The following is a 26,458-nucleotide window of genomic DNA, read 5'->3' as shown; positions in this document are numbered from 1 at the left end:
ATGGCGATAGAACTGAAAGTACCCGACATCGGCGACTTCAAGGAAGTCGAAGTCATCGAGATCCTGGTGGCCGTGGGCGACACCATCAAGGCCGAGCAAAGCCTGATCACCGTCGAATCCGACAAGTCCTCCATGGAAATCCCCGCCGAACAGGGCGGGGTGGTCAAGGCCATCAAGGTCAAGGTCGGCGACAAGGTCAGCGAGGGCTCGGTGCTGCTCGAGATCGACGCCGCCGAAGGCGGTGCCGCCGCCAGCCCGGCCCCGGCCGTGGACACCAAGTCCCGTACCGGCTTCCCCAAGGTCGAACTGGCGCCCGCCGCCATGCACGAACTGGGCGAACCCACCTCCGACAAGCCGGACCCCGATCCCGTCCCGCTGACGACTCCGGCACCGGCCGCCGCCAGCTTCGGCGGCAAGGCCGACCAGAGCTTCGACGTCGTGGTCCTGGGCGCCGGCCCCGGCGGCTACTCCGCCGCCTTCCGCGCCGCCGACCTCGGCCTGAAAGTGGCCCTGATCGAACGCTACGCCACCCTGGGCGGCGTCTGCCTGAACGTCGGCTGCATTCCCTCCAAGGCCCTGCTGCACACCGCCGCCGTGGTCGAGGAAGCCGCCAAGATGGCCGAACACGGCATCACCTTCGGCAAGCCCGAAATCGACCTCACCAAGCTGCGCGCGTTCAAGGACGGCGTCGTCGGCAAGCTGACCGGCGGCCTGGCCGGCATGGCCAAGGCCCGCAAGGTTACCGTCGTGACCGGCGTGGGCGCCTTCGTCGGCCCCAATCACATCGAAGTGCAGGGCAAGGACGGCAAACAGGTCATCCAGTTCGCCAGCGCCATCATCGCCGCCGGCAGCCAGTCCGTGAAGCTGCCCTTCGCCCCCGAAGACGAACGCATCGTCGACTCCACCGGCGCGCTGCTCTTGAAGAGCGTGCCCAAGAAGATGCTCATCATCGGCGGCGGCATCATCGGCCTCGAAATGGGCACGGTGTATTCGACCCTGGGCGCTCGCCTGGACGTTGTCGAAATGCTGGACGGCCTGATGCAGGGGGCCGACCGCGACCTGGTCAAGGTCTGGCAGAAGATGAACGAACACCGCTTCGACAACATCATGTTGAAGACGAAGACGGTGGGCATCGAAGCCAAGAAAGACGGCATCTGGGTCACCTTCGAGGGCGAAAAGGCCCCCAAGGAACCCCAGCGCTACGACCTCGTGCTGCAGGCCGTCGGCCGCAGCCCCAACGGCAAGAAGATCGGCGCCGACAAGGCCGGCGTGCAGGTGGGCGACCGCGGATTCATCCCCGTCGATTCCCAGATGCGCACCAACGTGCCGCACATTTATGCGATCGGCGACATCGTCGGCCAACCCATGCTGGCCCACAAGGCCGTGCATGAAGGCCACGTGGCCGCCGAAGCCGCGGCCGGCCAGAAGAGCCACTTCGACGCCACCGTGATCCCGTCCGTGGCCTACACGGATCCGGAAGTCGCGTGGGTGGGTCTGACCGAAGACGAAGCCAGGAAGCAGGGCCGCAAGGTCACCAAGGGCATGTTCCCCTGGGCCGCTTCGGGGCGTGCCATCGCCAATGGGCGGGACGAAGGGTTTACCAAGCTGCTGTTCGACGAAGAAACGCACCGGATCGTGGGTGGCGGCATCGTGGGTACGAATGCCGGCGACATGATCGGCGAGGTCGCCCTGGCGATCGAGATGGGGGCGGATATGGTGGATATCGGGAAGACCATTCATCCGCATCCGACCTTGGGTGAGTCGATCGGGATGGCGGCCGAGGTGGCGGAAGGGGTGTGTACGGATTTGCCGCCGGTTAGGAAGAAGTAGGGTACTCCTTTGCGATCACAAAAAAGCTGCACAGCTGTGCAGCTTTTTTTCGTTGTACGGGATAGCTAGCTAGAGATACCGAGAGGCGGGTGCGCACTTGTTGACAGATTCGTAAGTTCTAGCTATAAGTTGAATTACTTAGTCATATTTTGAATTAAATAGAAACATTTGCGCTCGGAGTCGGAGGGGACGAAATGAAAAAAGTTGCTTTTTTGATTCCTGTCACTGCTGCGGTAGCCGCACTAAGTGCCAATGCCGATGCAAAAACTATTGATCAGCCATTAGGTATAGATAATTTGAAAATGGCCGCTGATGGAATCAAAACTAATGATGCTGAGGTAGTCGAAAAATTCTATGTCAAGGGTGAGGAGTTGCACTCGCTCATGATGAAGCCTATGTCGACAGAACTAGTGCTGTCGTACCACCGTTCTCATTCTTCGCACTCATCTCATTCAAGCCACTCCAGCCACCGTTCTGGTCGTTGAGGAAACTACGGTTGTGCTGATGAATACGTAACGCCCCTAGGAAAACTTTGGGGCGTTTTTGTTTGTATATGTCTCGAGATAGTTTTACCTTCGAACTGTTGGTCTATGGAAAATTCTTTGAAAGAATCTATCTCTATCGAATTTGATGGAAAGTCGTATTCGATTTTGGCGGTTCAAAAAGCATGCTATCGATTTACTAACATCGCTTCGTTTGATGTTCGAGTGAAAGAAGGCAATGTTCTGTTGGTCGAAGTGAGCTATTTGAAAGGTGTTTCCCCGGATGTATGTGGAAATTTGGAGCAGAGGTTAAGGAATGAAGTGCTTGACCAGCAACTGCGGGAAGTAATTCGTGCTCAAACTGAGGGTGTGAGAAATCTGATCCTTGCTCATGCTTTCTCTAAAACCGGCTTAATCGCGGTTGATGGGGTATTGCCCAGCGTATGAGGTGTTATGAGCAAATTTCAGTCAATCGATTTTTATGATCGCCAGTTGTCGAGTGATCACGGCTCTTATCGTCTGTTGCCGTTTAGATTTACAGAACTGGAGCAGGGGGAGTATGTAGTTACCAATATGGTGGGAGAGTATCTGATTCTTACCCGGGAAGCTCTGCAACGTTTTGTGAATGGAGGCCTGAAAAGTTCTGAGCCTGAATATCTTGAACTCCGGTCTCACCATTTTTTGACTGATAAGCAGTCGGTAATGGGGCCTGATTTGCTTGCTATAAAAACTCGCACTCGGTATGAGAGATTAGCTCAATGGACAGGGTTGCATATATTTGTACTGACGCTTCGGTGCGAGCATTCCTGTCCGTATTGCCAGGTGTCGCGGCAATCCGAAGATAAAGCCTTGTACGATATGACTATTGATCAAGCAGACAAGGCAATAAGCTTGGTTTTTAGGTCTCCAAACTCTGCCGTCAAAATTGAATTTCAAGGAGGCGAATCCTTCCTAAATTTCCCGCTTATGAAGCATATCGTGTTGACTGCAAAGAGCGAGAACAAGAAACTTACAGTTCCAAAGGAGTTGGTCTTCGTCGCAGCTACAAATCTAGCTGTCATTACTGATGAGATGCTCAGCTTTTGTGCGGAACATGAAATAAAAATATCCACATCGCTGGATGGTCCAAAAGAGCTTCACAATAAGAATAGGCCACGCCCAGGTAGAGATTCATATGAGCGCACAATTGCAGGAATTGAGAAGGCGCGTCACTTACTAGGGCGCGATGCCGTGAGTGCGCTGATGACAACTACGCAGGCGAGCTTACCTTATGCTCAAGCCATTGTTGATGAGTATGTCGAACAGGAATTTAATGGAATATTTCTCCGTCCATTATCTCCTTATGGTTTCGCGCTGAAAACGAAATATTATCGTGCTTACGACTCCAAAGCTTGGTTAGAATTTTATGATCAAGGCTTGAATTATATTATCCAGCTCAATAAGGATGGAGTGGATTTTAGAGAATACTACGCCTGTACGATCCTGTCCAAAATGCTTACCAGTAAAGATCCAGGTTATGTTGATCTTATGTCGCCTGCTGGCATCGGATTGGGGGCACTCGTTTATAACTACGATGGAAAAATTTACGCCAGCGATGAAGCAAGAATGCTAGCAGAGATGCACGACTTCAAGTTTCAACTTGGCACGGTTGATGATGATTTTGAAATTCTCTTCACAAACGAGACTTTTCTGAGAGCGCTTGACGAGAGTTTTAGCTATTCCGTTCCAATGTGCAGTGATTGTGCTTTCGAAACTTGGTGTGGAGCAGATCCAGTCTTCCATTGGGGGCAACAGAAGGACTTCATAGGTAGGAAACCCGAGAGCGAGTTTTGCCAAAGAAATATGCACATATTTAAGGGGCTGGTTCGACGTATGGAGGCAGATCCCTTCGTGAAGAAGCTTTTTACGCGTTGGGCAAATTCATGTTGAAACTCCGAGGAAAAATCAGCGCTTTAAACGTTTCGGATGCCAAACCTCGCTTGCTTAAAATAACGAAAAATCCGAGGCTTCCATCACCGCTCCGAAAAAAGGCAGCGTTGCTACTACATTACAAAGATATTGAAAATTTGGTCGATGATGATTTGGAAAAATTGTTCAGATCCTCTCGGTTTTCTGCATTTTTCTTACGTGGATTATCGAAAGGGTTTGCTGGTGTTGGCGACCGCCTTTGTGAGCTAAGTGATGTTTATCTATTGCCGGATGATTATGAGTATTTGGATGATGGCGATATCGTCAAATTAAACCCAGAGGATCAGTATTTGTCTGTCGTTTTTCGGAATAAAACTCCGAATAATTCGATTTTTCTTACTGAGCGTTGTAATCACCTTTGTTTGATGTGTAGCCAACCACCGAGGGATGTTGATGATTTCTGGCTTCTTGATGATGCATTTGAGCTTTTAAAAATGCTCCCGTCGGATACGCCAAATATCGGCTTTACGGGTGGGGAGCCAACAATTTACGGTGATGAGTTTATTGATTTGATCAGGGCCGCAAAACTAAACCTTTCTCAAACGTCAGTCGATGTCTTGAGCAATGGGCGGGCCTTTAAAGACTTCGCTTATGCTCGACTGTTGGGACAGGTTGAACATCCTAATTTGATGTTGGGAATTCCGTTGTATTCTGACGATCCTGTACGGCACGATTATATCGTTCAGGCTCAGGGAGCGTTTGATGAGACTTTGCGAGGAATTATAAACTTAAAGAGAGTTGGGGTTCGGGTAGAAATTCGACTGGTAATACATAAGCAGACATTGCCGAGAATGGTTGAAACTTGTCGGTTCATCGTTCGCAACTTACTTTTCGTTGATCATGTCGCTTTGATGGGGTTGGAAATTACTGGCTATACTCGTGCGAATTTGGCCGCACTTTGGGTTGATCCAGATAGTTATCGCAATGAGCTGTCAGATGCGGTAGAGGTGCTGCGGGCATATGGGATAAATTGCTCTATTTACAATCATCAACTGTGCACAGTAAATAGTGACGTCGAGTTGGTATGCCGAAAATCGATATCTGATTGGAAAAATGAGTACTTGCCGATATGCCAGAAATGTTCGCGCAAATCTGAGTGTGGTGGATTTTTTTCGACTCAAATTATGTATCGCCATAGCGAGCATATCAAACCTTTTAATGCATGATTTGAAGCAAGGTTTGGTGAGGTTGCCGATGTCGATAATTTCCCTCTCTAGTTTATTTGCACGAATGACGATTCGTGGTATTTAGTGTGTCATTGTTGGACTTCAGAGCTGCCGCGTCGTGACTTGACAGTTAACCAAACATCGGCAGGCATGGAATAGAGCAGCACATGTTGTCGGGCTTGGGGTCTGGTAGCGACCGTATCGTGGAGGCCGGTAGAATGTTAATCAGTGAAGTCGCTACTGCGATCCAGATGTTCAGGGCCGTTTCAGAAACATGTTCAACCGATGATGCACAGTGCTTGCAGCACGCAGTTTATAATGAGTTAGGGGACCCGGTCGTCGATGGCGACGTGGTTTAGTAGCGGCAGAGTACGGGGCTGCTCAAGGTGTAAGCTATGAGACGACATTTACAATTACCGTCAAATGGCAATGAAACTCCTCACTCTTCAGAAAGGGAGGCATAAAGCGGCGGCTACAAGATGCTGGACTTATCAAATTACCCGAGCCGAACGTCAGAGCCGAATGACAACCGCGTAAAGATCCAACGCCGCGAGTGCGGCGTTCAGAAACAACAGCCCGCGCTCGCGCAGCAGGATCGCGTATAGGCCAAGGCAGATATGGCCGGTCAGGAATCCGCCGAATATCAGCGGTGACGATGCGCTCTCTGGTTGTACGGAAATCGCGATAGCCCCGCGATCAGCAGGAGGTTCGCTATATAAATCGTGAGCTGCGGGGGGCTGGCGAATGTTCGCCGGGGAGCGGTTTTCTCGCCGGCGGCGTGGACGATCCTCTCGCGTCCGCAATTCGGGCACGGCTCTGGAGGGGCGAGATGAATGGTCTGGGCGGAGGGCGATGCCATGTGTATCCTCGAAGCAGTCGAATAGACAGCGCATGGCCACAGGGCGGTACGCCGCTTTACCTGCATTGAGTGGCGGGAATGTGGACGTCGGGTCCTCCAGGGAGTTTCTGCCAATGAAACCCGCTCAAGCCGATTTCTTCGCCGATCGAGGCTACGTCCGGTTGGAGGGTTTTCATCCGCGCAAGCGGATGATGGCTGTCCGGCAGAAGCTGCTTGATGAACTCAAGCGCGTGTCCGAGGGAAAGGGCATGCCTGCTTTGGTGCGTGGCCTCCCTATCTTCCAGCAGATCGGCAAGCTGTCTTCGCTGGTCAGGCTGCCCGGCCTGCATGAATCGCTGGTCACGCGGGAATTGCTGGTCGAGGTGGCTCGACTGGCCGGACGAGCGCCGAACCTGGTCCAGGATGTCGAACTGCTGCTGTCGCCGCCCCGTCAGGGCGCCTGGACGCTGCAAGGTTTGAACTGGCATGTGGACGTGGCGGCGAAGCCGCCAGACCGCTTGCCGGGGATACAGGCATTCTTCCTGCTCGACGACGTGGCCAGCGGCGGCGGGGGAACGTTGGCGCTGGCCGGATCTCATCGTGTCGATACGCGGCCGGATATGTCGTCATCACAGTTGCGCCGGATATTGAAAACGGCGGGGGGGCTGGAGCGCCAGCTTGATGACCTGGGGATCGGGATCGTCGAGATGTCCGGACGCGCAGGCGATGTCTTCCTCATGGACATGCGCCTGCTGCACACTCCGTCGGTCAATTCGACGCAGCAGGTGCGAATGATGGCGACCTCTCGCTGCTTTCTCGACCCCTGATGCCGCGTACTTATTCGATCTTGATGTTGGCCTTCTTGATCACCTCGCCCCAGAGCCGATAATCGTCCTTGATCATCTTCTCGAACGCAGCCGGCGGTCCGCCGATTTTTTCCGCTCCCAGCGCCGTCAGCCGCTGTTTGAATTCCGGGGTTTCCATCACCTGGTTGATGGCCTGATTCAATTTGGCGACGATGCCGTCCGGGGTGCCGGTGCGCGCCACGATGCCGAACCACGAGTACAGTTCGAAGCCCTTGATGCCCTGTTCGTCCAGCGTGGGAACGTCGGGAAACTGAGGGGACCGCTTCAATGCCGTGACGCCCAGCGATCGCAGCCGGCCCGATTTCAGCAGCGGTTGCACCGAGAACTCGATGTCGAAGTGCACCGGCACGTCGCCCGCCACCAGCGCGACGTTGGCCGGTGCGGAGCCCCGGTAGGGGATGTGCTGCATCTCTACGCCGGTAACCTGTTTGAACCGCTCCGTGCCCAGGTGCGGCATGGTGCCTGAACCGCCGGAGCCGTAGTTCATCCGTCCGCCTTCTCGCTTGGCCAGGGCGATCAGGTCCTGGATACCCTTGCCCGGAAAGTCCGGCGCCACCGCCACCTGGTGCGGGCTGCGGAACACGCCGGCCACGGCGCGGAAGTCGCGTACGGGTTCGAAGTTCATGGAGGGGTAGAGCCATTTGCCGGTGGAGATGACGTTGCTGGCCATCAGTAGCGTGTAGCCGTCGGCGGGCTGGCCCAGCACGACTTCGCTGCCGATGATGGCGCCGGCGCCGGGCTTGTTTTCGACCACGACGGATTGCCCCAGCACCTTGCCCAGGCCTTCGGCAATGGACCGTGCGGTGGTGTCGGACGGGCCGCCGGCGGGGAAGGGCACGATCAGGCGGATGGGTTTGCTGGGATAGTCCTGTGCCAGCGCGGGGACGGCGCCGGCAGCCGTGATGGCCATCAGCACGGCCGTGGCCAGTGTCTTGCGTCGAACGATGTCGTGCATGGTTGTCTCCTTATCAATCCATTCAGGCGGGGCGAGCGTCGACCGCGTTTTGTTCCGCGTCGGCCACCGCCTCGTCGGCCGATATCAGGGCGCCCTGGCTGCGCAGCACCTGGCGCAGCGAGTCGATGGCGGGGTTCTCCAGGGTGCCCTGGCCGCTGGCCGCCAGGGCGGCGTAGGCGCCGGCGGCATGGCCCAGGCACATGGCGGTGCCCATGTGGCGGGCGCCGCCGTTGGCCTCGCGCGTGGCGGAGATGGCCCGGCCGGCCACGACGATGCCTTCGATGGACTGGGGCAGCAGGCAGGCCAGGGGGATCTCGAAAGGGGCGGGCGGCATCCACAGGTCGACGCCGGTGCCGCCGGCTTCGTGCAGGTCCATGGGACCGGCGCCCAGGGCGACGGCATCGGCAAAGCGTTTGCCGCCGACGATGTCGTCGGTCGTCAGGGTGTGGCGGCCGACGATGCGGCGTGTCTCGCGTATGCCCACGCGTTCGGCGATGCCGGCGAGCACGGATCGTTCGAAGCCGGGAACGTGTTCGCGCAGGAAGGGCACGATGGTCTTGATCTGTTGCCGCCCGATCTGTTCGGCCCGCGTCAGTTCGGCGCCGTCCAGCGCGTCGATGCCGTGGATGCGGCTCATCAGGCAGATGGCGTCGGTGTCGCCGGGCGTGCTGCAGAAGGACAGGCTTTCCCAGGCGAGCTGGCCGCGCCGCAATCCATCCAGGGCGATGGCGCGCTTGCGCTCGCGCGGGATGGCTCGGAAGGCGCGCACGTCCACGTTGGACACGCGGAACACCAGGGTCAAGGGCTGGCGTTTGTCGCGCAGTTCGGGTTCTTCGCCAACGCAGGGGACGCCGGCCGCGGCGGCGATGACGGCATCGCCGGTGGCATCGACCAGCATGCGCGAGCGCAGGGCGCGGCGGCCGGATACGTTTTCCAGCAGCAGGCCGGCCACGCGGCCGTCTTCCATCAGCGGCCCGACGACGCGCGAGTGCAGGAGCACGTCCACGCCGGCTTCGCGCGCCATGTCGTCGGCCACGATCTTGACGACTTCCGGATTGAAGGGGAAGTTGGTGATGGTGACGGGGTTGGCGCTGGCCTCGGCCAGGGTGTAGCGGCGGAAACCGTCGCTGCCGCCGGCGGCTTCGATGCGCTGCGTGAGTTCGAAGCCCAGGCCGCCCACGCAGCGCACGGTGCCGTTGAACAGGCCGATGTACTGCGCGACCATGCCGGAGGTGGCGGTGCCGCCCAGGCAACCGGCGCGCTCAATCAGCGCCACGCGCGCGCCGCCCCGGGCCGCCGCGACGGCGGCGATCAGGCCGGAGGCGCCGCCGCCCGCGACGATGACGTCATAGTGGTCGAGTACGGGCGTGTTCAGGGTTTCGGTAATGACCGAAGCATTCATGTCGTGTCTCCTTGCGGATCAGAAGGGCAGCGGCTCGGTCCAGCGCAACTGCTTGGGACTGACGCCTTCGCGGACGGCGCGCGCGGCGGCGTGGCCGGCCACTTCGCCGGTCTGGCAGCACCAGGGGAAGTTGCGCATGACCATGAAGATGGTCTCGAAGGTGAAGGACAGCGAGGCGCCGGTCAGCAAGAGGTTGTCCACTTCCTTGGGCAGGAAGCAGCGGTAGGGCACCTCGAAGCGGTACTTCGTGTACTGGTCCCAGAAGAAGGTCTTGGTCATGGGGCGCGTCACGGCGTCGGGGAAGCGCCGCTGCTCGCGCGCGTCGTCGATGGAGAACACGTATTCGCCGATGGGATGGCGGCCGTCCCGCACGCCCACGTAGCGGCCGACGTGGGAGATGAAGGCGTCCTGGAAGCCCGGCACGTATTGGCGCAGGAAGGCGGCCTCGATATCGATCAGGCGGCGCAGCTCGCGCTTGGCGCGCGAGGCGTGCTCGGTGTCCTCGTCCATGTGCAGCGCCCACTCGTAGGGCACGTTCTGCCACAGGATGAAGGTGCCCGGACCCTGGATGGGGCTCATGTCCACCGTCGGGTGGCCGATGTAGTGGTCGCCGTAGACGCCCTGGTCGGCCAGGCGCGGGCGATACAGTTCGGGCGGGATGTCGCCGGCCGCGCGCGCCGCGTTGATCAGCTTGCTCAGCGCCGGGTCGTTCTCGCGCTTCTGGTAGGCGGCGGTCCGGGCGAAGTCGATGCCGCTCATGATCCACAGCAGGCCGCCGGGTATGGGGCGCTCCTGGGCATCCCTGGCCACGGTCTCGGGTTGCCGTCCGCCGCCGCGCACGAAGGGAGCGCCGGCACGCGCCACCACTTCCGCGGTACCGCTGCCCTCCACGAAGACGCGGCCCCCGATGGCCTGGCGGCCTTGCACCGTTTCGATGATGGCGTGGGTGATGCGGCGCTGATCGCCCTCGGCCTGCACCTCGACGTCCACGAAGGCGGCGCCGTAGATGGCGTGCACGCCGGCTTCGTCCAGCATGCGCAGCATGATGTTGCCCGCAGCATCGGGGTTGAAGGAGGCGCGCCGGAAGGGCGAGCCCGGCTCCAGGTAGTGGTCGTAGTGGGACAGCGCGTTGCCGGCCCAGTCGGGCAGGTCCTTTTCGGTAACGGTGTAGATGGCGCCGGCCGAGGCGAAGCGCTCCATCAGTTCGGTATGGATGCCGCCGACGCCGGTATTGGCGGCGCCCTGGAGCCCGGAGGTGTGGACCCCGCCCGGCATGTCGAACTTCTCGACGAGGACCACGCTGCAGCCTTCGCGGCGCGCGCGCAGCGCCGCCGCGAAGCCGCCCGGCCCCGCGCCGATGACGACGACGTCGGCCTGCGCCACGATCGGCACGCCCTGGGCGGTGCAGCCCTGGGGCTGGTTGCTACGGCTTTTCACTTCTCGTTCTCCGTTTCACTATTCGGCGGTGATCTTGTTGTCGATGATCACGGGTTTCCAGCGCGCCAGTTCTTCCCGCATGAAGGCCTTGAACTGCGCGGGCGTACCGGGCGCGGGTTCCATCAATTGCTGGCGCAGCAACTCAACCACCTGGGGCTGGCGCAGCACCTCGCCGATCGACGCGCTGATGCGCGCGGCCAGCGCGGGGGCCATGCCGCCGGGCGCGACGAAGCCCATCCAGGCGCTGCCGACGATCTCGGGGTAGAACTCCCGCAGGGCCGGCACCTCGGGCAGCAGCGCTGCGCGTTCGGCGGTGGAGACGGCAATGGGCACCACCTTGTCGCCGCGCACCTGCGCCATCGTGGCCTGGGCGGGCAGGCAGCCCATCTGCACCTCGTCGGTCATCACGGCGGTGGTGGCCTGGACCGCGCCGGCATACATGATCGGGACGATCTGCGTGCCGCTCTTGTTGGCCAGCAGGGTCATGACCAGATGGCCCAGCGAGCCGTTGCCCACGTACGAGTAGTTGTATTTGCCGGGATTTTTCTTCAGCACGTCGACCAGTTCCGGTACGGTCTTGACGCCCAGCGCCTTGGACGCGATCAGCAGGCAGGGCTGGTGCACGCCCAGCGTCAGCGGCGTGAGGTCCTTGTCCGGGTCGTAGGCCATGCTCTTGTAGAGCAGGGGGTTGTGCACCAAGGGGCCGGCGATGCTGACGCCGAAGGTGCTGCCGTCCGGGTGGGCGCGGGCGACCAGCGTGGTGCCTATCATGCCGCCGGCGCCGGGCCGGGAATCGACGATGAAGGGGGTGCCGAATTTTTTCTGCAAGCCTTCGGCGACGACGCGCGCCACGGTGTCGGTGGTCGTGCCGGCGCTGAAGGGGTTGATCACCGTGGTGGCGCGGCTGGGCCAATCCTGGGCGGCCGCCACGGTGGCCGTGGCTAGCAGGGCGAGGCAGGCGGTGGCTTGTCGTGTTCTTTTCATGGATGTCTCCTGGGAAATCTCAGGCGGGCGGGTTCTGGGGCGCGACCTGCTCGCGGCGGAAAAGGGCATGGGCCTGTGCCAGGCGCTGCTGTACTTCCGAGGCGGGAACGTCCGAAGGGCGGCGGCCGCCGGCTGCGGCGATGGCGCCCAGCGTGCCGACCGCCTGTCCCATCGCCATGGAGGTCGCCATGTGGCGCGCGCCGGCCATGGCCTCGCGGGTCGCGCTCAAGGTGCGGCCGCATACCAGCAGGCCTTCCACGTCCACGGGCAGCAGCGCGCGCAGCGGTATCTCGAAGGGCTGGGGCGGCGCATACAGGCGGATGCCGGTGCCGCCCGGCTGGTGGCGGTCCATGGGGCCGGCGCCCAGGGCGATGGCATCCTCGAAGCCACGCGCCTGCATGATGTCTTCTTCGCTTAGCGTGTACCGGCCTTCGATGCGGCGCGTCTCGCGTACGCCCACGCGTTCGGCGACATCGGCCAGGACGGCGTGCTCGAAGCCGGGAATCTCGCGCCGCAGGAAGCCCACGATGCTGGCGATCTGCCGGCGGCCTTCCTGTTCGGCGCGCGAGGCGTCGCGCGCATCCAGCGCGTCGACGTCCTGGATGCGGCTCATCAGACAGATGGCGTCGGTGCCGCCCGGGGTGCTGACGAAGGACAGGCTTTCCCAGAACAGTTCGCCGCGCCGCAAGCCGTCCAGCACCCGGGCTCGGCGTTCGTCGGAAGGCACCGCCCTGAAGCGTGGCACGTCCACGTTCGACAGCCGGAAGGACAGCGTGCAGGGCTGGCGCTCGCCGCCGTCGTCCTTGGACGGCACGCCGGCGCTGGCGCACACCAGCGCGTCGCCGGAGGCGTCCACCACCACCGGCGCGAGCAAGGCCAGGCGGCCCTGTACGGTCTCGACCGTAACGCCGGTGATGGCGCCGTCCCGCGTCAGCGCGCGCGCGAAGCTCGTATGCAGCAGCACCTCCACGCCCGCTTCGCCGACCGCGCCGTCGAGCACCCATTTCACCGTTTCGGGATTGAAGGGCAGCACGCGCAGCGGGAACGGCGTGCCGGCGGCTTCGCCCATCACGTAGCGGTGGAAGCCGTCCGAGCCGCCGGCGGCCTGCACGCGCTCGGCCAGCTCGAACGGGATGCCGCCGACCACGCGCGTCTCGCCGTGGAAGAACGCGACCCATTGGGCCACGAGATTGGCGGTGGCGGCGCCGCCCAGGCAGCCGCCGCGCTCGACCAGCAGCGTGCGTGCGCCGGTGCGCGCCGCCGCGATGGCTGCCACGGTGCCGGAGGCGCCGCCGCCGACGACGATGACGTCATAACGGCCCGCGATGGGCGTGTTCAGGGTTTCCTGGATGGTGGCGGGGTGCGGCATGCATGTCTCCTGGGCACCCTGGGCGGGTGCCTCCTGTCATGCCGTGCAGTGTTGCGCTCAGCGCCGCCTGCCGCCAGAGGGTGTTCTCATATGTGAACACTTTTCGCTTCGGCGGACCGGGTCTTGTCCATGGCCGCCGTGATTTTCGCGGCGGCGCTGCGCAGGGCCAGTTCCAGCTTCGGCTTGCGCGTGTCGTCCAGGCGGCTGGCCGGCAGGGCGAAGCCCAGGGCCGCCAGCGCGCGTCCATGCACGTCCAGGACAGGCACGGCCAGCCCCACGATGCCGACCGTGAATTCACTGAAGGACCAGGCCACGCCTTCCTCGCGGACCTGGTGCAGTTGCCGCCGCAGGACCGCCGCCGAGCGTATCGTCTGCTCGGTGCGCGGTTGCAGCCTGACGCGCTGGAGATAGGCTTCGCGCTCGGCCGGCGGCAGCCACGCCAGCAGCACCTTGCCCGCCGAGCTGGCGTAGAGCGGCTGCATGACGCCCACGTGCACGGAATACAGCACGGCCTTGGGCGACTGCGAGGACGCGATGCGCTCGGCCATGTCGTTGCGCAGCACGCTGAGCCCGGCCGATTCCCCGGTGTCGTGCGTAAGCCGCTGCAGCCACGGCTCGCTGGCGCGCAGCAGGTCGCGATTGTGCGCGCCGCGCCGCGCGAGCGCGTAGGCGCCTTCGCCCAGCTGGAACTGCTGCGTATCCTGCAATTGCTCGATGTAGCCGCGGCCGACCAGATTGTGCAGCAGCGCGGTCAGGCTGCTTTTCGGGACGCCGGTGCGCCGCGCGATTTCGGCATGCGTCATGGCCCGGCCCGTGCTGGCCAGCAGCTCCAGCAGATCGAGGACGCGGTCCGCCGATTTGACGCCGGACCGGACGGGGGCGGGTTGGCCGCGCGCGGTCGAGGCCACGCGGCGCGGCTTGGACACAGGGGTGGGGTTCACCCGGGGGATTGTAGGGCAGGGTGCCGAAGCGCCTGTCAAGGCATCGCCATGGGTCCGCCGAGGCTTGCGGACGGCCTGTCCGTCAGCGTTTCCAGGAACGCATCGAAGTCCGGCGCGCTGCCCGCGGCCGCCAGCACGTAGTCCGCGGACTGCTGCGCCCCCAGGATGCTCAGGTGGTTGTCGTCCACCATCAAGGGCACGTGGTCGCGGGTCTGGTAGCTGTCCCTGAACAGCATCGACCGGGTCAGGATGTACAGGTTCGGCTTGTCCTTGGCGTAGGCGTCCAGCGCGCGGTGCGCGTCCACGTTCATCGCGTCGTGGGTGGCGGGCACCCGGTCCGCGGAAAACGCCAGGCCCAGCAGCAGGCTTCGTTCATAGGCCGACCGGAGATTCTTGTCGAAGCGCTTCGGGGCTTCCATGATGACGATCTTCCTGTCCAGGCGGTTCATGGATTCCAGCGTGTCCAGCATCGAATCCATGAGCCCCCGCTTGTACACCGGCCCCCAGTTCCCGGCCAGGAGGATGTAGTCGTACTGTGCCAGGTTGTCCTTCACGTAGGCCCTGTCCAGCAGACACTGTTCGTAGGCCTTGTGCGAGGTCGGGCCGATGAATGCCTTGCCCAGGGTCGGGAAGCACCAGCTCGTGGCGACGACATGCACGTTCAGGTGGAAATGCTTGCCGACCTTGTCCCAGAACGGCAGGTTGTGGCCGGCGAAGGAGTCGCCGAACAGCAGCGCGGTCTTGGGCGCGCCGGCCTCGCCCACGTGGCAGTCCAGGCCTTGTTCGCCGACTTCCAGGGTCTTGACCGCATCCAGGCTGTAGAAGCACCAGCCGGTGGCGGGTAGCGGCATGGACATGAGCAGCGCCTTGTCGGGGCTGATTCTTCCGGCCAGTCTTTCCGGAAATCCTTCCTGGCCGGCCGTGTAGAGGCTGGCGGCGACCAGGCAGGCCACGGGCAGGGCGATGACGGCGAATTGCCGGGCTTGCGGGTGTCGGACCAGCGATTGCCGGCTGGTGTTTTCGACCAGCTTCCAGGACAACCATCCGAGCGCCAGGCTCAGGACGATGGCCGCGACCGTGGGCGCGGGCTGGCCCTGGGTGCCCGTATAGATCAGCGCCACGCACAGCGGCCAATGCCAGAGATAGAGCGAATAAGAGGTCTTGCCCAGCCACTGGGCGGCCGGCGTCGCGCTGAGCGGGGAGTCGTCGTTCCCGGCCAGGATGACCAGCGCCGTCCCCAGCACGGGAACGATGGCCTTCCATCCCGGCCAGAGGCCGGCGCCATCGAACGCGGCGATGCTGGACGCGATCATCAAGAAGCCCAGAGCTTCCAGGATCCTGTTGCCGCCGCGGGCCAGCGGGTTCCTGTCCTGGTACAGGTAGACCAGGCCGCCCGCCAGCATTTCCCAGGCCCGGGTGGGCAGGAGGTAGAAGGCGGCGCTGGCTGCCCTGGGGGTGAAGGCCACGGACAGGAGGAACGATGCGGCGAACCCGGCCAGGACGGCCAAACCCAGAAACTTCCTGCCAGGGCGGATTTTCCAGACGAGCAGCAGCGCGAGCGGCAGGGCCAGGCAGAACTGCCATTCCACCGAAAGCGACCAGGTGTGAAGCAGGAGTTTTTCATGGGCCTGGGCGTCGAAGTAGCCGGCCTCGCGCCAGAACTGCACATTCGACAGGAACAGCAGCGCGGCGGCGGCATGGGTGGCCAGTTGCGCGTAGTCCAGGGGGCCGAGGAAGAACCCGCCCGCAGCGAGCAAGGCCGCGCACAGTACCGCCAGCGCGGGCAGGATCCGCCGGGCGCGGGCAAGGTAGAAGTCCAGGACATCGAACGTCCAGGACCTGGCCCCGCCCGGCCGCTCCATTTTCCCGACGACGATGCCGGTCATCAGGAAGCCGGAAATCACGAAGAAGACGTCGACGCCGACAAAGCCGCCTTCGAAGCCGGGAACGCCGAAGTGGTACAGGACGACGGCAACGACGGCCCAGGCGCGCAGGCCATTGATGTCTTTTCTGAAACGGTTCAAGGCGGTCCCTGGTCGAGCGGATGCGGTTTTCCGCCCGAACTGTACGCGAAATCGGACTCAGGGACCGCGGGGCAGAACGTCAATAGGGTTGCGGCCGGGTGAACAATATCGGCAGACCTACTTGCGCGGAGGGCAGCGCGGCCTTGAGTGCACGCAGCGCTTCGACCGCCTGGGCGAAGTCGGCATAGGTCGATACCGTGATGCCCGTTGCCTCGTAGCGCTTGACCGAAACGGGGCGCGGCTGCGTCTGTTCGATCAGGGCCTGGACGCCGGCGGACGCCTGGGCCACGACGACTTCGTTGGCGCTTTTGCCGACCACCCCTTGCTCGTTGAGCACCAGGGTGTCCTGGCTATCCGAATACTGGGGCGGGATCACCCGGATGCGGCTGCCGTCGATGTCGTAGACGGGCAGGGCGCCCCACTGGGCGATCTGCGACTTGGGAAGCTTCTGCCCCGGTGTCAGGGCAAACGCCGCGCCGCTGGCCAGCGCCAGCGACATGCCGATCAGCCCGATGTAGCGTCGAAAACTCTTTTTCATGTGTCGGATTCCTGGAACGGGTGGCGGCCTGGCTTATTGGGCGATGACGCGGGCTTCGACGACGAGTCTGAAATTCCGGTCGGAGCCGTCGTCGTTCGTCGAGGGGCAGGGCTCGGACAGGCGCTTGCGGGGGTTGCCGTCGGGATCGCGATCGACCACGGTGATCTGCGTGTCGGAGTTCGAAGCGATGGCGAAGAATTCCCAGGCGCCTTGTGCGGCCTCTCCATGGAAAGCATAACTTCCCAGCGTATAGCGCCGGAACTCGTCCCAGCCGTCCGCCTTGAAGTGGTCGTTGGGCAGCTTCAGCAGGGAAACCGTGCCCCCGGGCGACCTGGCGGCGATGCCCAGCGAGCCCAGGCAGACTCCTTCGCCGGACAGGCGGACCTGGAGCTGGTCCACCGTTCGCGCATCGCCCTGGAATTTGCCCAGCGACGTGATGCGCCGGTAGGGGAAGGGACCGGTGCGGACGGTCGCGCCTTCGAGTTCGTCGAGGTCCACGTCCGGCGCCAGCTCGTTCAACTGCCAGTAGGCCATGGGCCGGAACTCCGGTATCTGGACGTCGCCGGAACGGCTCAGGCCGGGATTTTCCTTGTACTTCAGCGCCAGGGCCACCGCCTTGGCGGCATCCGGCACGCCGAAGCCGTACCAGTTGGAGTACTCGTAGCCCGCGGCGTTCTTCTGCCAGCCCAGGTCCATGGGGAAGGCCGTGGCGCCGTCGTGGATGTCGGCGGGACCGCCGATGCGGTCGGTGGGCTTATTGGTGGCGAGGTCCAGCAGGGCGCCGAAGGGCTTGTCGCCCCGGAAGGGAATGTGGCGGATGTAGTCGGCATCCACCTTGCGGGCGGAGACGCGCAGGATGTCGCGCACGTCGCGCCACGTAAGCGCCGGATTGGCGCTGAGCACCAGGGCGGCCACGCCCGCGAGGGTGGGGGTGGCGGCGGAGGTGCCGTTCATGTAGGTGTAGTCGCAATCGACGTTGTCGGGCTGGCCGTTGCGCACGGTCTGGCCGCGCAGGAAGGGCGTGCCCGCGCCGGCGCGGCTGTAGCCGTGGACGCAGCCGCGCAGGTCCGTCGAGAAGATGGTCGGTCCGTCGTCGCCGGCGCCCGCGCCTTCGCCATAGGTGCCCTGGCTGCCGTATTCGCCGCCCATGCCCGTGACCCACACCACCGAGCCCGAGCTGCTGTAGCTGCTGGCGCTGCCCTTGGCGTTCAGGGCCGCGATGGTGATGATGTTCGGTTCCAGGTTGGTCGTGTCGTTGGTGGGGTTGGTGCAGTCGAAATAGGCGGCCTCGATGCCGCACAGGCCCGGATCGAAGGAGTTCCCGGCGGCCTTGAGGAAGACGGCGCCCTTGCCGTCGCGCAATTTCTTCAGGCCCCGGATCGCCACGATGTTGCCGATGCCGGTATCGGATTCATACGGCATCGCGACCGTATCGGCGCCATACGAGGCGTTGAACACGTGCGCCTTGCTGGACCAGGGCGCGCCGCCGTAGGCCTCGAAGATCCTGCCTGGCTTGCTGATGAAGTTGGCGCCCCCCACGGTGGCCAGCGGCGCGATGCCCATGACGCCTTTCCCGTTCTGGGCCGCGGCGATGATGCCCGCGACGACGGTGCCGTGCGGAGCACTGTCGGGGGCGGCCAGATCGGGATAGGGATCGTTCGTTTCCGTCAGGAAATTCCACGACATGCCGAAATCGGCGTTGGGCGCCAGGTCTTCGTTGCGCAGGTCGGTGCCGGTATCCAGCACCAGCACGTTCACCCCCTGGCCCTTGACGCCCTGCCGATGGACCGCTTCGACGTTCAGGTCCAGCCCGCCGCCGAACACGGCGGCGAAATCCTTGAAATAGCTGGCGGCGTAGTTCAGCGCCCATTGGAAGGTGTAGAGCGGCTCGGTCTCGCCCGTCTTGCAGGCATAGGGACCGGTTTCCACGCAGGCCACGGGCTGGTCGCCGTTCGAACCGCTGCCGCCGCACGCGGCCAGCAGGGCGGCGACCAGGGGCAGCAGGGCAAAACGCACTGTTCTCATGTTCATGGGTCGTGAGAGGGATAATTGCCAGGCCATGGCGCGAGGGCACATGGATGAGCGTCGCGAACCGACCCCAATATTATGAGTCAAAACATTTCAAATGTGACTATATGATTCTTGATTTCAACGCATCGGCGTGAATGTCCGATGCTCGATGACATCCTGCAATCGGTCCCGCGCCGCTACGGCCTGCCGCCGGATGCGCTCTGGCTGCCCGGAAAACCCGCGGCCCATCCGTCGGCCGCGCTCGCGCTGGCCATCGAGCAGGCCCGCCGGGCCGCCGCGGATGGAGGGCGGCCGGACGCGAAGCTGGCACGGGCCTTCACCGGGGCGCTTGCTTGCCTGATCCGCGAAGCGATGCAACCGGGATCCGGCGACCCGGTCATCCAGGCCATGGTGTTCAGGCACCGCCATGCGCACGTGCGCGAATACGCCTCGCTGGTCGCGCGTGCCGGCCAGGACGGCCGGCAGGTCCGGGCGGCGGTCGATGCCGTGGCGCATCCGGCCCGGCTGCAACGCATGCCCGATGGGCCGGTGCGGCAAGCCCTGGCGCGATGGCGCGCCGCCGCTTCCCACGCGTCCTGGCGCGACGTCCATACGGCCCTGCCGCGCCTGCTGGCCAGGCCGGACATCGCCGGCGACACGCCGCTTCAGACCGGCCTGGCCAAGTTGCTGGACAACCCGGCCCTGGCTCGCCTGCAACGCCTCGACGCCTTGGCCTCGGACGAACTCGTGCGCCACTACCAAGCGCTCCGGGAGCGGCATGGACCGCCCCCGGGAAGCGCCGAGGCCGTCGCGCAAGGCGGTATTTCGCAGAAACGCGGCAAGGCCGTCGAGGCGTCGGCCGCCCGTGCGCTCGGGGCGCTGGCCGAACGCCTGTGCAAGGAAGAACATGCCGAAGCGGCCTATCGGGTGGTGACGTCGATGCGGGTGCCGTCCTTGATACCGGCCAGCCACGAACACGCCAAGACCGAGTGGGACGCGGTCCTGCTGCGGCGCGCGCCGGAGGTAGAGGGCGAGCCGGCCTGGGACGTCCGCCTGCTGGTCGAAGCCAAGGCCTCCATCGAGGCGGCGACGACCGACCTGCCGCGGTTGCGGCGCGGCGTGCGCCTGTTGGCGCAGGCCGAGGAACACAGGGTCTATCCGTTCCAGGCCGGCGAAGGCACGGTGCATTTGCGCGGAGCGTCGCTGCGCGCGCTATCCGCCGACGAAGCGGGCCTGGCCCGTTCGGTGCTGTACTGCTGCGACGCGCCCGCCGAACCCACGCCGCGCCTGCTGGGCGCGGCCAGCCGCATGCAGTTGCTGTCGGCACCGGCCAGCCTGGCGTTCGCCGGCGCGCTGGAAGCAGGGCGCGACGCGGACCCGCGGGAGCTCGAACCGGTCTGGAACGAATTGCTGCATGCGCCGGGCTGGGCGGCGGTGCTGGATCAGTATCCGCGGCTGCGCCAGGTGCGCGGGCTGATGGTGCATGTCGACGACCTGATGGCCGCGATTGCCGGCAAGCCGCGCTGATCTTGCCGGCGATCGCGAACCTCAGTTCACGGTGATGCCGCTCTTCTTGACCACGTCCTGCCACTTCTGGATCTCCGCGCGGCGGAAGGTCTCGAGTTCGGCGGGGCTGGAGCCGACCAGTTCGGCCCCGATGCCTTCGAGCTTGGACTTGATGTCCGGATCCTTGAGCACGTCGGCCAGCGCGGCCGACATCTGGTCGACGATGGCCTTGGGAGTGCCGGCGGGCGCGAACACGGCGTTCCACTCGTAGGACGAGAAGCCCGGCACGCCGGATTCGGCGATGGTGGGAATCTGCGGCAGCACGGCCGAGCGCTTGTCGCCGCCGACCGCGATGGGCCGCAGCTTGCCGTTCTGGATGTGGGTCCACGCCGAGCCCAGGCTGGCGAACATGATGGGCACCTGGCCGGACATCACGTCGACCATGGCCGGGCCGCCACCCTTGTAGGCGACGTGGACGAGCGAGGTCCCGGCCATGACGTTGAACAGTTCGCCGGCCAGGTGTTGCGCCGACCCGGGGCCGGCCGAGGCGAAGTAGGCGGGGGTCTTGGACTTGCCGTTCCGGATCAGGTCCTGCACCGAGGCGATCTTGCCTTGCGGCGAGGTCACCAGTACGTTGGGCACGCGCAGCAGCAGCGATACGGAGTCGAAGGCCTTGAGCGTGTCGAAGCTCATCTTGCTTTGCAGCGCGGGGTTCTGAGCGTGGTTGGAGGCATCGAGCATGAAGGTGTAGCCGTCGGGGGCCGAGCGGGCCGCGGCGGCGCCGCCGATCATGCCGCCGGCGCCGCCCTTGTTGTCGATGATGACCGACTGGCCGAGCCGGGCCGACAGCTTGGGGCCGATGATGCGGGCCACCGTGTCCACCGTGCCGCCGGGCGGATAGGTGACGATCAGGGTGACGGCTTTCTCGGGCCAGGCCGCGTGCGCGGCCGACAAGGGCAGGGCGAAGGCCAGGGTGGCCAGGACGGGAATGCGGATCATGGTGTCTCCTTAGAATGCAAAGCAGCGGCTCGGGTTGGCCGCGAGGATGCGCAGGCGTAGATCGATGTCGCCGATCCAGTCGGCGAGTGCCTGAAAGGTTTGCGCATAGGTCACGCCGGGGTGCTGGGTGTGGGGCCAGTCGCTGCCCCAGACCAGGCGGTCCGGTCCGGCATGCTCGATCAGTAGTCGCGCGGCCTGGCGCGCCGCCGGTCCGGCGGGCTCGGACCCGTTGCGATAGGCGCCCGAGAGCTTGACCCAGACGCCGTCGTCGCGGGCGGCCTCGAGCAGCCATCGGAAACCGGGGTCGGCCGCTCCCAGCGCGGGGGCGGGCCGGCCGAAGTGGTCCACCACCACGCGGCACTGCGCCGCGCGCAGCGGGCCGACGATAGCGGACAGGCGCGCCGCTTCCACGTGGACTTCGACATGCCAGTCCAGCGCCCGCAGGCACGCCAGCAAGCGGGGCCAGCCGCCTTGATCCAGCAGCGGCAGCGGCTGCCCGATCAGGTTCAGCCGGATGCCGACGATGCCGCCGCGCGCCAGCCGCTCCAGTTCGGCCGGCGCGGCATGCTCGTCCACGACCGCCACGCCCCGCAGGCGGTTCGGCGCCTGGCGGATGGCATCGAGCATGTAGCCGTTGTCCGTGCCCAGGAAGCTGGGCTGGATCAGCACGCCGGCCCCGAGCCCGTGCGCATCCAGGTGTCCGAGATAGTCCTCCAGCGGCGCATCGGCCTGCGGCGCGTAGCGGCGGTCCGGCGCCAGCGCCAGCGTACGGGCGAAGACATGGGCGTGGGCATCGATCAGCGGGGGCGTGGGGTCGGCCACGGGGAATCTCTCCAGAGTCGGGTCCGGCCGGGGCGAGTGCCGGATTCGGGCCGATTCTAGGAAGGCTTGTTATATTTATCTATCCAGCACAGCATGTTTTTATATAAGGTTTTGTGATGGATATCCGGCGTCTGGAAGAGTTCATCGCGGTCCTGGATACGGGCAGCCTGAGCAAGGCGGCCGAGAAACTGGGCGTGGCCCAGCCGGCCCTGAGCCAGTCCCTGGCGCGGCTCGAACGCGAACTGGGCGTGAAACTGTTCCAGCGGTCGCGGCGCGGCGCCGAGCCCACGCCGGCGGCGCGGCAGATCGCCGAGGAAGTACGGCGCGGGGTCTTTCGCATCGTCAATGCCATCGATGCGGCCCAGGCGATCGCGGCGGGGCGGGCCGGGGTGCTGCGCGTCGGCCTGGTCTCCAGCGCGCTGGTCGACATCCTGCCGCGCGCCTTGCGCGCCCTGCGCGACGAGGCTCCCGGCCTGCGCGTCGTGCTGCGCGAGATGAGCAACGCCGAACAGGCGCAGGCCTTGTCGCGCGGCGAAATCGACGTGGCGCTGGTGCACACGCCGGTGGCCCTGTCCGGGGTCATGCACGAGAAAGTGCTGATGCGTGAACGCCTGGTGGCGGCGGTACCGGAAGACCTGTTGCCCGGCGGCCAGGACCGGGTGTCAATGGCGGACATCGCCCGCGCCGGCCTGGTGATGTTTCCGCACGAGCAATTACCCACCTTCTACGAGTCCGTCATGGACGCGTTTCGCAAGGAGGGCCTGGACGCGGAAATCGTGCAAGAGGCGAACCGGACCCTGACCGTGCTGGCGTGCGTGGCCGGCGGCTGCGGCATCGCGCTCCTGCCCAGCTGGATACGGTCGCTGGATTTCGCCGGCGTGCGTTATTGCGAAGTCGTGGACGGCTCGAGGCTGCCCAGCTTCGACGTCAGCGCCATCTGGCCCAAGCGCGCCGTGGCGGGGCTGGCGGACGATTTCGTGCGGGCGTGCGGGGCGGGACAGTAAGCGCGGGGCGCGTCACCAAGCCGCGCGGTAGTCCCGCGCAGGGGGCCGCCTGTCCGGCACCAATGACCGGTACACTGCGCGTTGCCGAGTCCCACCGACGACACGTATGCCTGATCCCTCGCCCCGCAAGAAGCCACGAATCAAGCGCTCCGCCGGCCATCCCACGGAGAGGACCATGGTGGGGAAGGCCGCGATCATCGACGCGGCGATCGCGCTGATGAAGACCAAGACGCCGCAGGAATTGAGCGTGCTCGAAATCGCCACGGCCGCCGGCGTCGATCCCGCCTTGATCCGGTATTACTTCACCAACAAGCAGGGCCTGATGCGCGCCGCGGCCACGCATATCATGGACCAGCTCCAGGCCAGGAGCCAGGTCATGCTGGGGCAGGATGCGCCGCTGGAAGCGCGGATCCGCAAGCGCCTGGTCCTGCTGATCGAGGCGCTGAAGGACAATCCGCGCTTCCTGCAACTGGTGCTCAACGAGATCTACAGCCACGTCGACACGCCCGAGCGCATCGACACGCTGCAAGGCGTGGCCTTGCGCGGCCTGGCGCTGAGCGAGGCGCTGCTGGTCGGGCGCGACGGCGATCCGCAGCTCGATGCCATCGACCCGCGTTTCCTGCATGTCGCCTTCCTGGGGCTGTGCACCTTCTTCGTCGATGCCCAGCCCATGCTCAAGGTGTTGTTCAACGGCGAGCCCGACGCCGAGGACCTGACCGGACGCTACCTGGATTTCGCCACGCGCCTCATCCTGCACGGCATCGTGAAGTAGGCGTTTTCGCTAGTCTGAAAATTCTTGACACCTTTTTTCGCGGTCGATAATCTGCTCTCTATTCCTAGTTTTAGGAATAGAAAAAACTCAATGCCAGCGCCGTTTCTGGCCGACTCATCGCGAGGAAGGTATGCCCGAGCAATTCAACGTCCACCTGAGCAGATGGAAGGGGAACGAGCCCAGTCCGCACGCGGGCCTGGGCATGGTGGAAGCCCCCGGCGAAGGGGTGAACCTTCGCTGGCAGAGCAGGGAATCGGCTCCCACCGATTACGAGAACGCGCTGGCCGATGCGATCGAAAGCGCCTACCTGGCAGGCGCCAGGACGTCGCAGCAATTCGCCGACCACCTGAACACCGCCGGCGTCGCCAACCTGTCGGGACGGGCCTGGAGCGCCGCGAGCCTGGAACAGGAAATGTCCCGCCTCGGCTACTAAGCCGCCCACGTTCACCCAAGGAAGCCGCCATGAGCCTGCTGTCCGCCGCAAGAGCCGCCGCCTGTATCGCCGCCGTGTCCCTGATGCTCCCGCAGGCACGGGCGGAAAACCTCCGGGACGTGACCTATCTGCTGCCGGCCCCGCCCAGCCTGCCCGCGTTCGCGCCGTGGATGATCGCGCAGCAGAAGGGCTACTACGCGCAAGAGGGCCTGAAGATCAATTTCGTGGTCGGCAAGGGCGGCGCCGACGTCGCCAAGCAGGTGGGCGCGGGCAATGCGCCGCTGGGCGGCGGCGTGGGGGATACGCCCATCATCGTCCGGCCCAACGGCGTGCCGGTCAAGGCGGTGGCGGTACTGGGCGGCGCCTCGCTGATGCACCTGGCCATCAACCGCGCCGCCGCGCCGGGCGGGATCCCGGACCTGAAGGGCAAGACCATAGGCGCGATGTCCTACGCCGACACGACCTACTACGCGCTGCTGGGCATGCTGCGGGCGAACGGCCTGCCGAAGTCGTCGGTCGACATCCAGGCCAGCGGCCCCTCGGTCTGGCAGCTCTTCGCCGAACAGAAGATCCCCGCGCTGGCCTCGGTGCCGGAGTGGACGGTCAGCGCGCAGGAGGCGGGCGTGAAGGTCGAGCTGATTCCGGCGGACCGCTATTTCAAGAGCATGGCCCAGGCCATCCTGGCTTCGGACGAGACCATCAGGAAGGAGCCCGAGCTGATCCGCAAGTTCGTCAAGGCCACGCTGCGCGGCCTGGCCGACATCTCGCGCGATCCGGTCGCGGCCACGGCCGATTACGTCAAGGCGGTGCCGGGGTACCAGGGGCGGGAGAAGTACGTGGAGTCGGTCCTGCGGCTGTACAACGCCACCGTCTACCAGGGCCAGCCCCGGCTGGGCGCGATCGACCCGGACCGCGTCGCCACGCTCCAGGCGTTCTATCTGAACGAAGGCATCATCTCGCGCGCGGTCCCGCTGAACGATTTGTTCACGAACGACTTCGTGCCGGCGAAACAGTAGGAAGACATCCCCATGAACCCCATCGTCCAGGACGGCCTGGCCCTTGCCGCCGCGACCCGCGTGGAAACCGGCCTGCGCAACCTCTGGTACCCCGTCACACCCAGCTATGCCGTGCGCGATACCCCGCTGGGCATCACCCGGCTTTCCGAGAACATCGTGCTGTGGCGCGATCGCGCCGGCACGGTGCGCGCGGTCGAGGACCGCTGCCCCCATCGCGGCGCCCGCCTGTCGCTGGGCTGGAACCTGGGCGAGCGCATCGCCTGCTGGTACCACGGCGTGGAGGTCGACGGCGAAGGCAAGGTGGCCGACGTGCCGGCGCTGGAAAGCAGCCAGCTCGTGGGCAGGAAATGCCTGCGGTCCTATCCGGTGGTCGAGTACGGCGGCGCCGTCTTCCTGTGGTTCGGGTCCATGGAGCACGGGCAGCCCAGGCCGTTCGCGCTGCCCGAGGAAATGACGAACGACGAGTACTCCGGCTTCCTGTGCATGCAGAACTGGAAGTGCAACTACCGCTACGCCATCGATAACGTGATGGACCTCATGCACGGGACCTATCTGCATTCGAACTCGCATTCGATGGCCGAGGGCGACAAGAAGGCGGAAATGGTCATCCGCCACACCGACTGCGGCCTGGTCTTCGAGAAGGTCGGCCAGCGCGGCGTGAACTTCGACTGGGTCGAGTTCGGCCACACGTCCTCGCTGTGGATCCGCCTGTCCGTTCCCTATCGTCCGCAGTATGGCGGCGGCGAGTTCTTCATCGTGGGCTTCGTCACGCCCGTCGACGACGGCAATTGCCAGGTGTACTTCTGGCGCATCCGCAAGTCCCAGGGCTTCGAGCGCAACCTGTGGCGCTTCCTGTACCGCAACCGCCTGGAAGGCCTGCACTGGGACGTGCTGGAACAGGATCGCGTCGTCATCGAAAGCCTGGCGCGCCACGCGCGCAGCCAGGAGAACCTCTATTCCCATGATCTCGGTCTCGTGCGGGTAAGGCGCGTGATGGAGAAGCTGGCCAGGGAACAGGTCGAGGCCGAACAGGCCGCGGCGGTCCACTGAACGGCAACGACGAGTAGTCCCCTCGGGCGGGCCTGCCCGATATCCT

Annotated in this window: 23 protein-coding genes; 12 read left to right on the top strand and 11 right to left on the bottom strand. The window is 64.0% G+C overall.

Features of this window, described 5'->3' with window-relative positions; translation table 11 throughout:
• The 6 genes from lpdA to WKR98_RS19010 all read left to right on the top strand — a co-directional run bounded on the left by lpdA (position 1) and on the right by WKR98_RS19010 (position 7,111).
• A complete protein-coding gene (gene lpdA / locus WKR98_RS19035) occupies positions 1-1,830 on the top strand; it encodes a dihydrolipoyl dehydrogenase (protein WP_341434389.1) in 1,830 nt (609 codons plus the stop codon).
• A gap of 194 nt (positions 1,831-2,024) precedes the next feature.
• Positions 2,025-2,315, top strand: coding sequence for a His-Xaa-Ser repeat protein HxsA2 (gene hxsA2, locus WKR98_RS19030; RefSeq protein WP_341434388.1), 291 nt, complete (start codon positions 2,025-2,027; stop codon positions 2,313-2,315).
• A 117-nt stretch (positions 2,316-2,432) separates the two neighbouring features.
• Positions 2,433-2,759 carry a His-Xaa-Ser system protein HxsD gene (gene hxsD / locus WKR98_RS19025; RefSeq protein WP_341434387.1) on the top strand — a complete coding sequence of 109 codons (327 nt, stop codon included), beginning with the start codon at positions 2,433-2,435 and terminating at the stop codon, positions 2,757-2,759.
• 6 nt (positions 2,760-2,765) lie between these two features.
• Positions 2,766-4,241, top strand: coding sequence for a His-Xaa-Ser system radical SAM maturase HxsB (gene hxsB / locus WKR98_RS19020; RefSeq protein ID WP_341434386.1), 1,476 nt, complete (start codon positions 2,766-2,768; stop codon positions 4,239-4,241).
• Positions 4,235-5,446 carry a His-Xaa-Ser system radical SAM maturase HxsC gene (gene hxsC, locus WKR98_RS19015; RefSeq protein ID WP_341434385.1) on the top strand — a complete coding sequence of 404 codons (1,212 nt, stop codon included), beginning with the start codon at positions 4,235-4,237 and terminating at the stop codon, positions 5,444-5,446. Before hxsB ends, hxsC begins: the two co-directional genes overlap by 7 nt.
• 972 nt (positions 5,447-6,418) lie before the next feature.
• Positions 6,419-7,111 carry a phytanoyl-CoA dioxygenase family protein gene (locus tag WKR98_RS19010; RefSeq protein WP_341434384.1) on the top strand — a complete coding sequence of 231 codons (693 nt, stop codon included), beginning with the start codon at positions 6,419-6,421 and terminating at the stop codon, positions 7,109-7,111.
• 10 nt (positions 7,112-7,121) lie between these two features.
• On the opposite strand, the gene WKR98_RS19005 is transcribed toward WKR98_RS19010, so the two are convergent.
• The 9 genes from WKR98_RS19005 to WKR98_RS18965 all read right to left on the bottom strand — a co-directional run bounded on the left by WKR98_RS19005 (position 7,122) and on the right by WKR98_RS18965 (position 18,825).
• The gene (locus tag WKR98_RS19005; protein WP_124689170.1) at positions 7,122-8,105 is read right to left on the bottom strand and encodes a Bug family tripartite tricarboxylate transporter substrate binding protein; all 984 of its coding nucleotides are present in this window, start codon (positions 8,103-8,105) and stop codon (positions 7,122-7,124) included.
• Between the two features lie 22 nt (positions 8,106-8,127).
• Positions 8,128-9,507 (bottom strand): FAD-dependent oxidoreductase, encoded by a 1,380-nt coding sequence (locus WKR98_RS19000; protein ID WP_341434383.1) that lies wholly within the window; start codon positions 9,505-9,507, stop codon positions 8,128-8,130.
• An 18-nt stretch (positions 9,508-9,525) separates the two neighbouring features.
• Entirely contained in the window at positions 9,526-10,944 is a 1,419-nt protein-coding gene (locus tag WKR98_RS18995; protein ID WP_341434382.1) for an FAD-dependent oxidoreductase, read from the bottom strand.
• Between the two features lie 18 nt (positions 10,945-10,962).
• A complete protein-coding gene (locus WKR98_RS18990; protein WP_161567794.1) occupies positions 10,963-11,928 on the bottom strand; it encodes a Bug family tripartite tricarboxylate transporter substrate binding protein in 966 nt (321 codons plus the stop codon).
• 19 nt (positions 11,929-11,947) lie between these two features.
• Entirely contained in the window at positions 11,948-13,297 is a 1,350-nt protein-coding gene (locus WKR98_RS18985) for an FAD-dependent oxidoreductase (RefSeq protein ID WP_341434381.1), read from the bottom strand.
• An 86-nt stretch (positions 13,298-13,383) separates the two neighbouring features.
• Positions 13,384-14,238 (bottom strand): IclR family transcriptional regulator, encoded by an 855-nt coding sequence (locus WKR98_RS18980; RefSeq protein ID WP_341434380.1) that lies wholly within the window; start codon positions 14,236-14,238, stop codon positions 13,384-13,386.
• Between the two features lie 35 nt (positions 14,239-14,273).
• Entirely contained in the window at positions 14,274-16,262 is a 1,989-nt protein-coding gene (locus tag WKR98_RS18975; protein ID WP_341434379.1) for an acyltransferase family protein, read from the bottom strand.
• A 79-nt stretch (positions 16,263-16,341) separates the two neighbouring features.
• Positions 16,342-16,800 carry a hypothetical protein gene (locus tag WKR98_RS18970; protein WP_124689177.1) on the bottom strand — a complete coding sequence of 153 codons (459 nt, stop codon included), beginning with the start codon at positions 16,798-16,800 and terminating at the stop codon, positions 16,342-16,344.
• A gap of 33 nt (positions 16,801-16,833) precedes the next feature.
• Positions 16,834-18,825, bottom strand: coding sequence for a S8 family serine peptidase (locus WKR98_RS18965; RefSeq protein WP_341434378.1), 1,992 nt, complete (start codon positions 18,823-18,825; stop codon positions 16,834-16,836).
• A 147-nt stretch (positions 18,826-18,972) separates the two neighbouring features.
• Between WKR98_RS18965 and WKR98_RS18960 the strand changes: the two genes are divergently transcribed.
• Entirely contained in the window at positions 18,973-20,337 is a 1,365-nt protein-coding gene (locus WKR98_RS18960; RefSeq protein WP_341434377.1) for a 3-deoxy-D-arabino-heptulosonate 7-phosphate synthase, read from the top strand.
• Positions 20,338-20,358: 21 nt separating this feature from the next.
• Here the strand turns inward: WKR98_RS18960 and WKR98_RS18955 are convergent, their stop codons facing one another.
• Positions 20,359-21,315 (bottom strand): tripartite tricarboxylate transporter substrate binding protein, encoded by a 957-nt coding sequence (locus WKR98_RS18955; RefSeq protein WP_124689180.1) that lies wholly within the window; start codon positions 21,313-21,315, stop codon positions 20,359-20,361.
• A 9-nt stretch (positions 21,316-21,324) separates the two neighbouring features.
• On the bottom strand, positions 21,325-22,137 hold the full coding sequence (locus tag WKR98_RS18950) for an amidohydrolase family protein (RefSeq protein WP_341434376.1): 813 nt from the start codon (positions 22,135-22,137) through the stop codon (positions 21,325-21,327).
• A gap of 116 nt (positions 22,138-22,253) precedes the next feature.
• Here WKR98_RS18950 and WKR98_RS18945 point away from each other — a divergent pair, with 116 nt between their 5' ends.
• The 5 genes from WKR98_RS18945 to WKR98_RS18925 all read left to right on the top strand — a co-directional run bounded on the left by WKR98_RS18945 (position 22,254) and on the right by WKR98_RS18925 (position 26,412).
• On the top strand, positions 22,254-23,141 hold the full coding sequence (locus tag WKR98_RS18945) for a LysR family transcriptional regulator (protein WP_341434375.1): 888 nt from the start codon (positions 22,254-22,256) through the stop codon (positions 23,139-23,141).
• Positions 23,142-23,316: 175 nt separating this feature from the next.
• The gene (locus WKR98_RS18940; RefSeq protein ID WP_341434374.1) at positions 23,317-23,913 is read left to right on the top strand and encodes a TetR/AcrR family transcriptional regulator; all 597 of its coding nucleotides are present in this window, start codon (positions 23,317-23,319) and stop codon (positions 23,911-23,913) included.
• A 130-nt stretch (positions 23,914-24,043) separates the two neighbouring features.
• Positions 24,044-24,346 (top strand): recombinase-like helix-turn-helix domain-containing protein, encoded by a 303-nt coding sequence (locus tag WKR98_RS18935; protein ID WP_341434373.1) that lies wholly within the window; start codon positions 24,044-24,046, stop codon positions 24,344-24,346.
• 29 nt (positions 24,347-24,375) lie between these two features.
• The gene (locus tag WKR98_RS18930) at positions 24,376-25,362 is read left to right on the top strand and encodes an ABC transporter substrate-binding protein (RefSeq protein WP_341434372.1); all 987 of its coding nucleotides are present in this window, start codon (positions 24,376-24,378) and stop codon (positions 25,360-25,362) included.
• A 12-nt stretch (positions 25,363-25,374) separates the two neighbouring features.
• Positions 25,375-26,412 carry an aromatic ring-hydroxylating oxygenase subunit alpha gene (locus WKR98_RS18925; protein ID WP_124689186.1) on the top strand — a complete coding sequence of 346 codons (1,038 nt, stop codon included), beginning with the start codon at positions 25,375-25,377 and terminating at the stop codon, positions 26,410-26,412.
• The last annotated feature ends 46 nt before the right edge of the window (positions 26,413-26,458 follow it).

The sequence above is a fragment of the Pigmentiphaga sp. YJ18 genome, from assembly GCF_038066655.1.
In the GTDB taxonomy this organism is placed as follows: Bacteria; Pseudomonadota; Gammaproteobacteria; order Burkholderiales; family Burkholderiaceae_B; genus Pigmentiphaga.
This window is presented reverse-complemented; position numbering and strand designations above follow the sequence as displayed.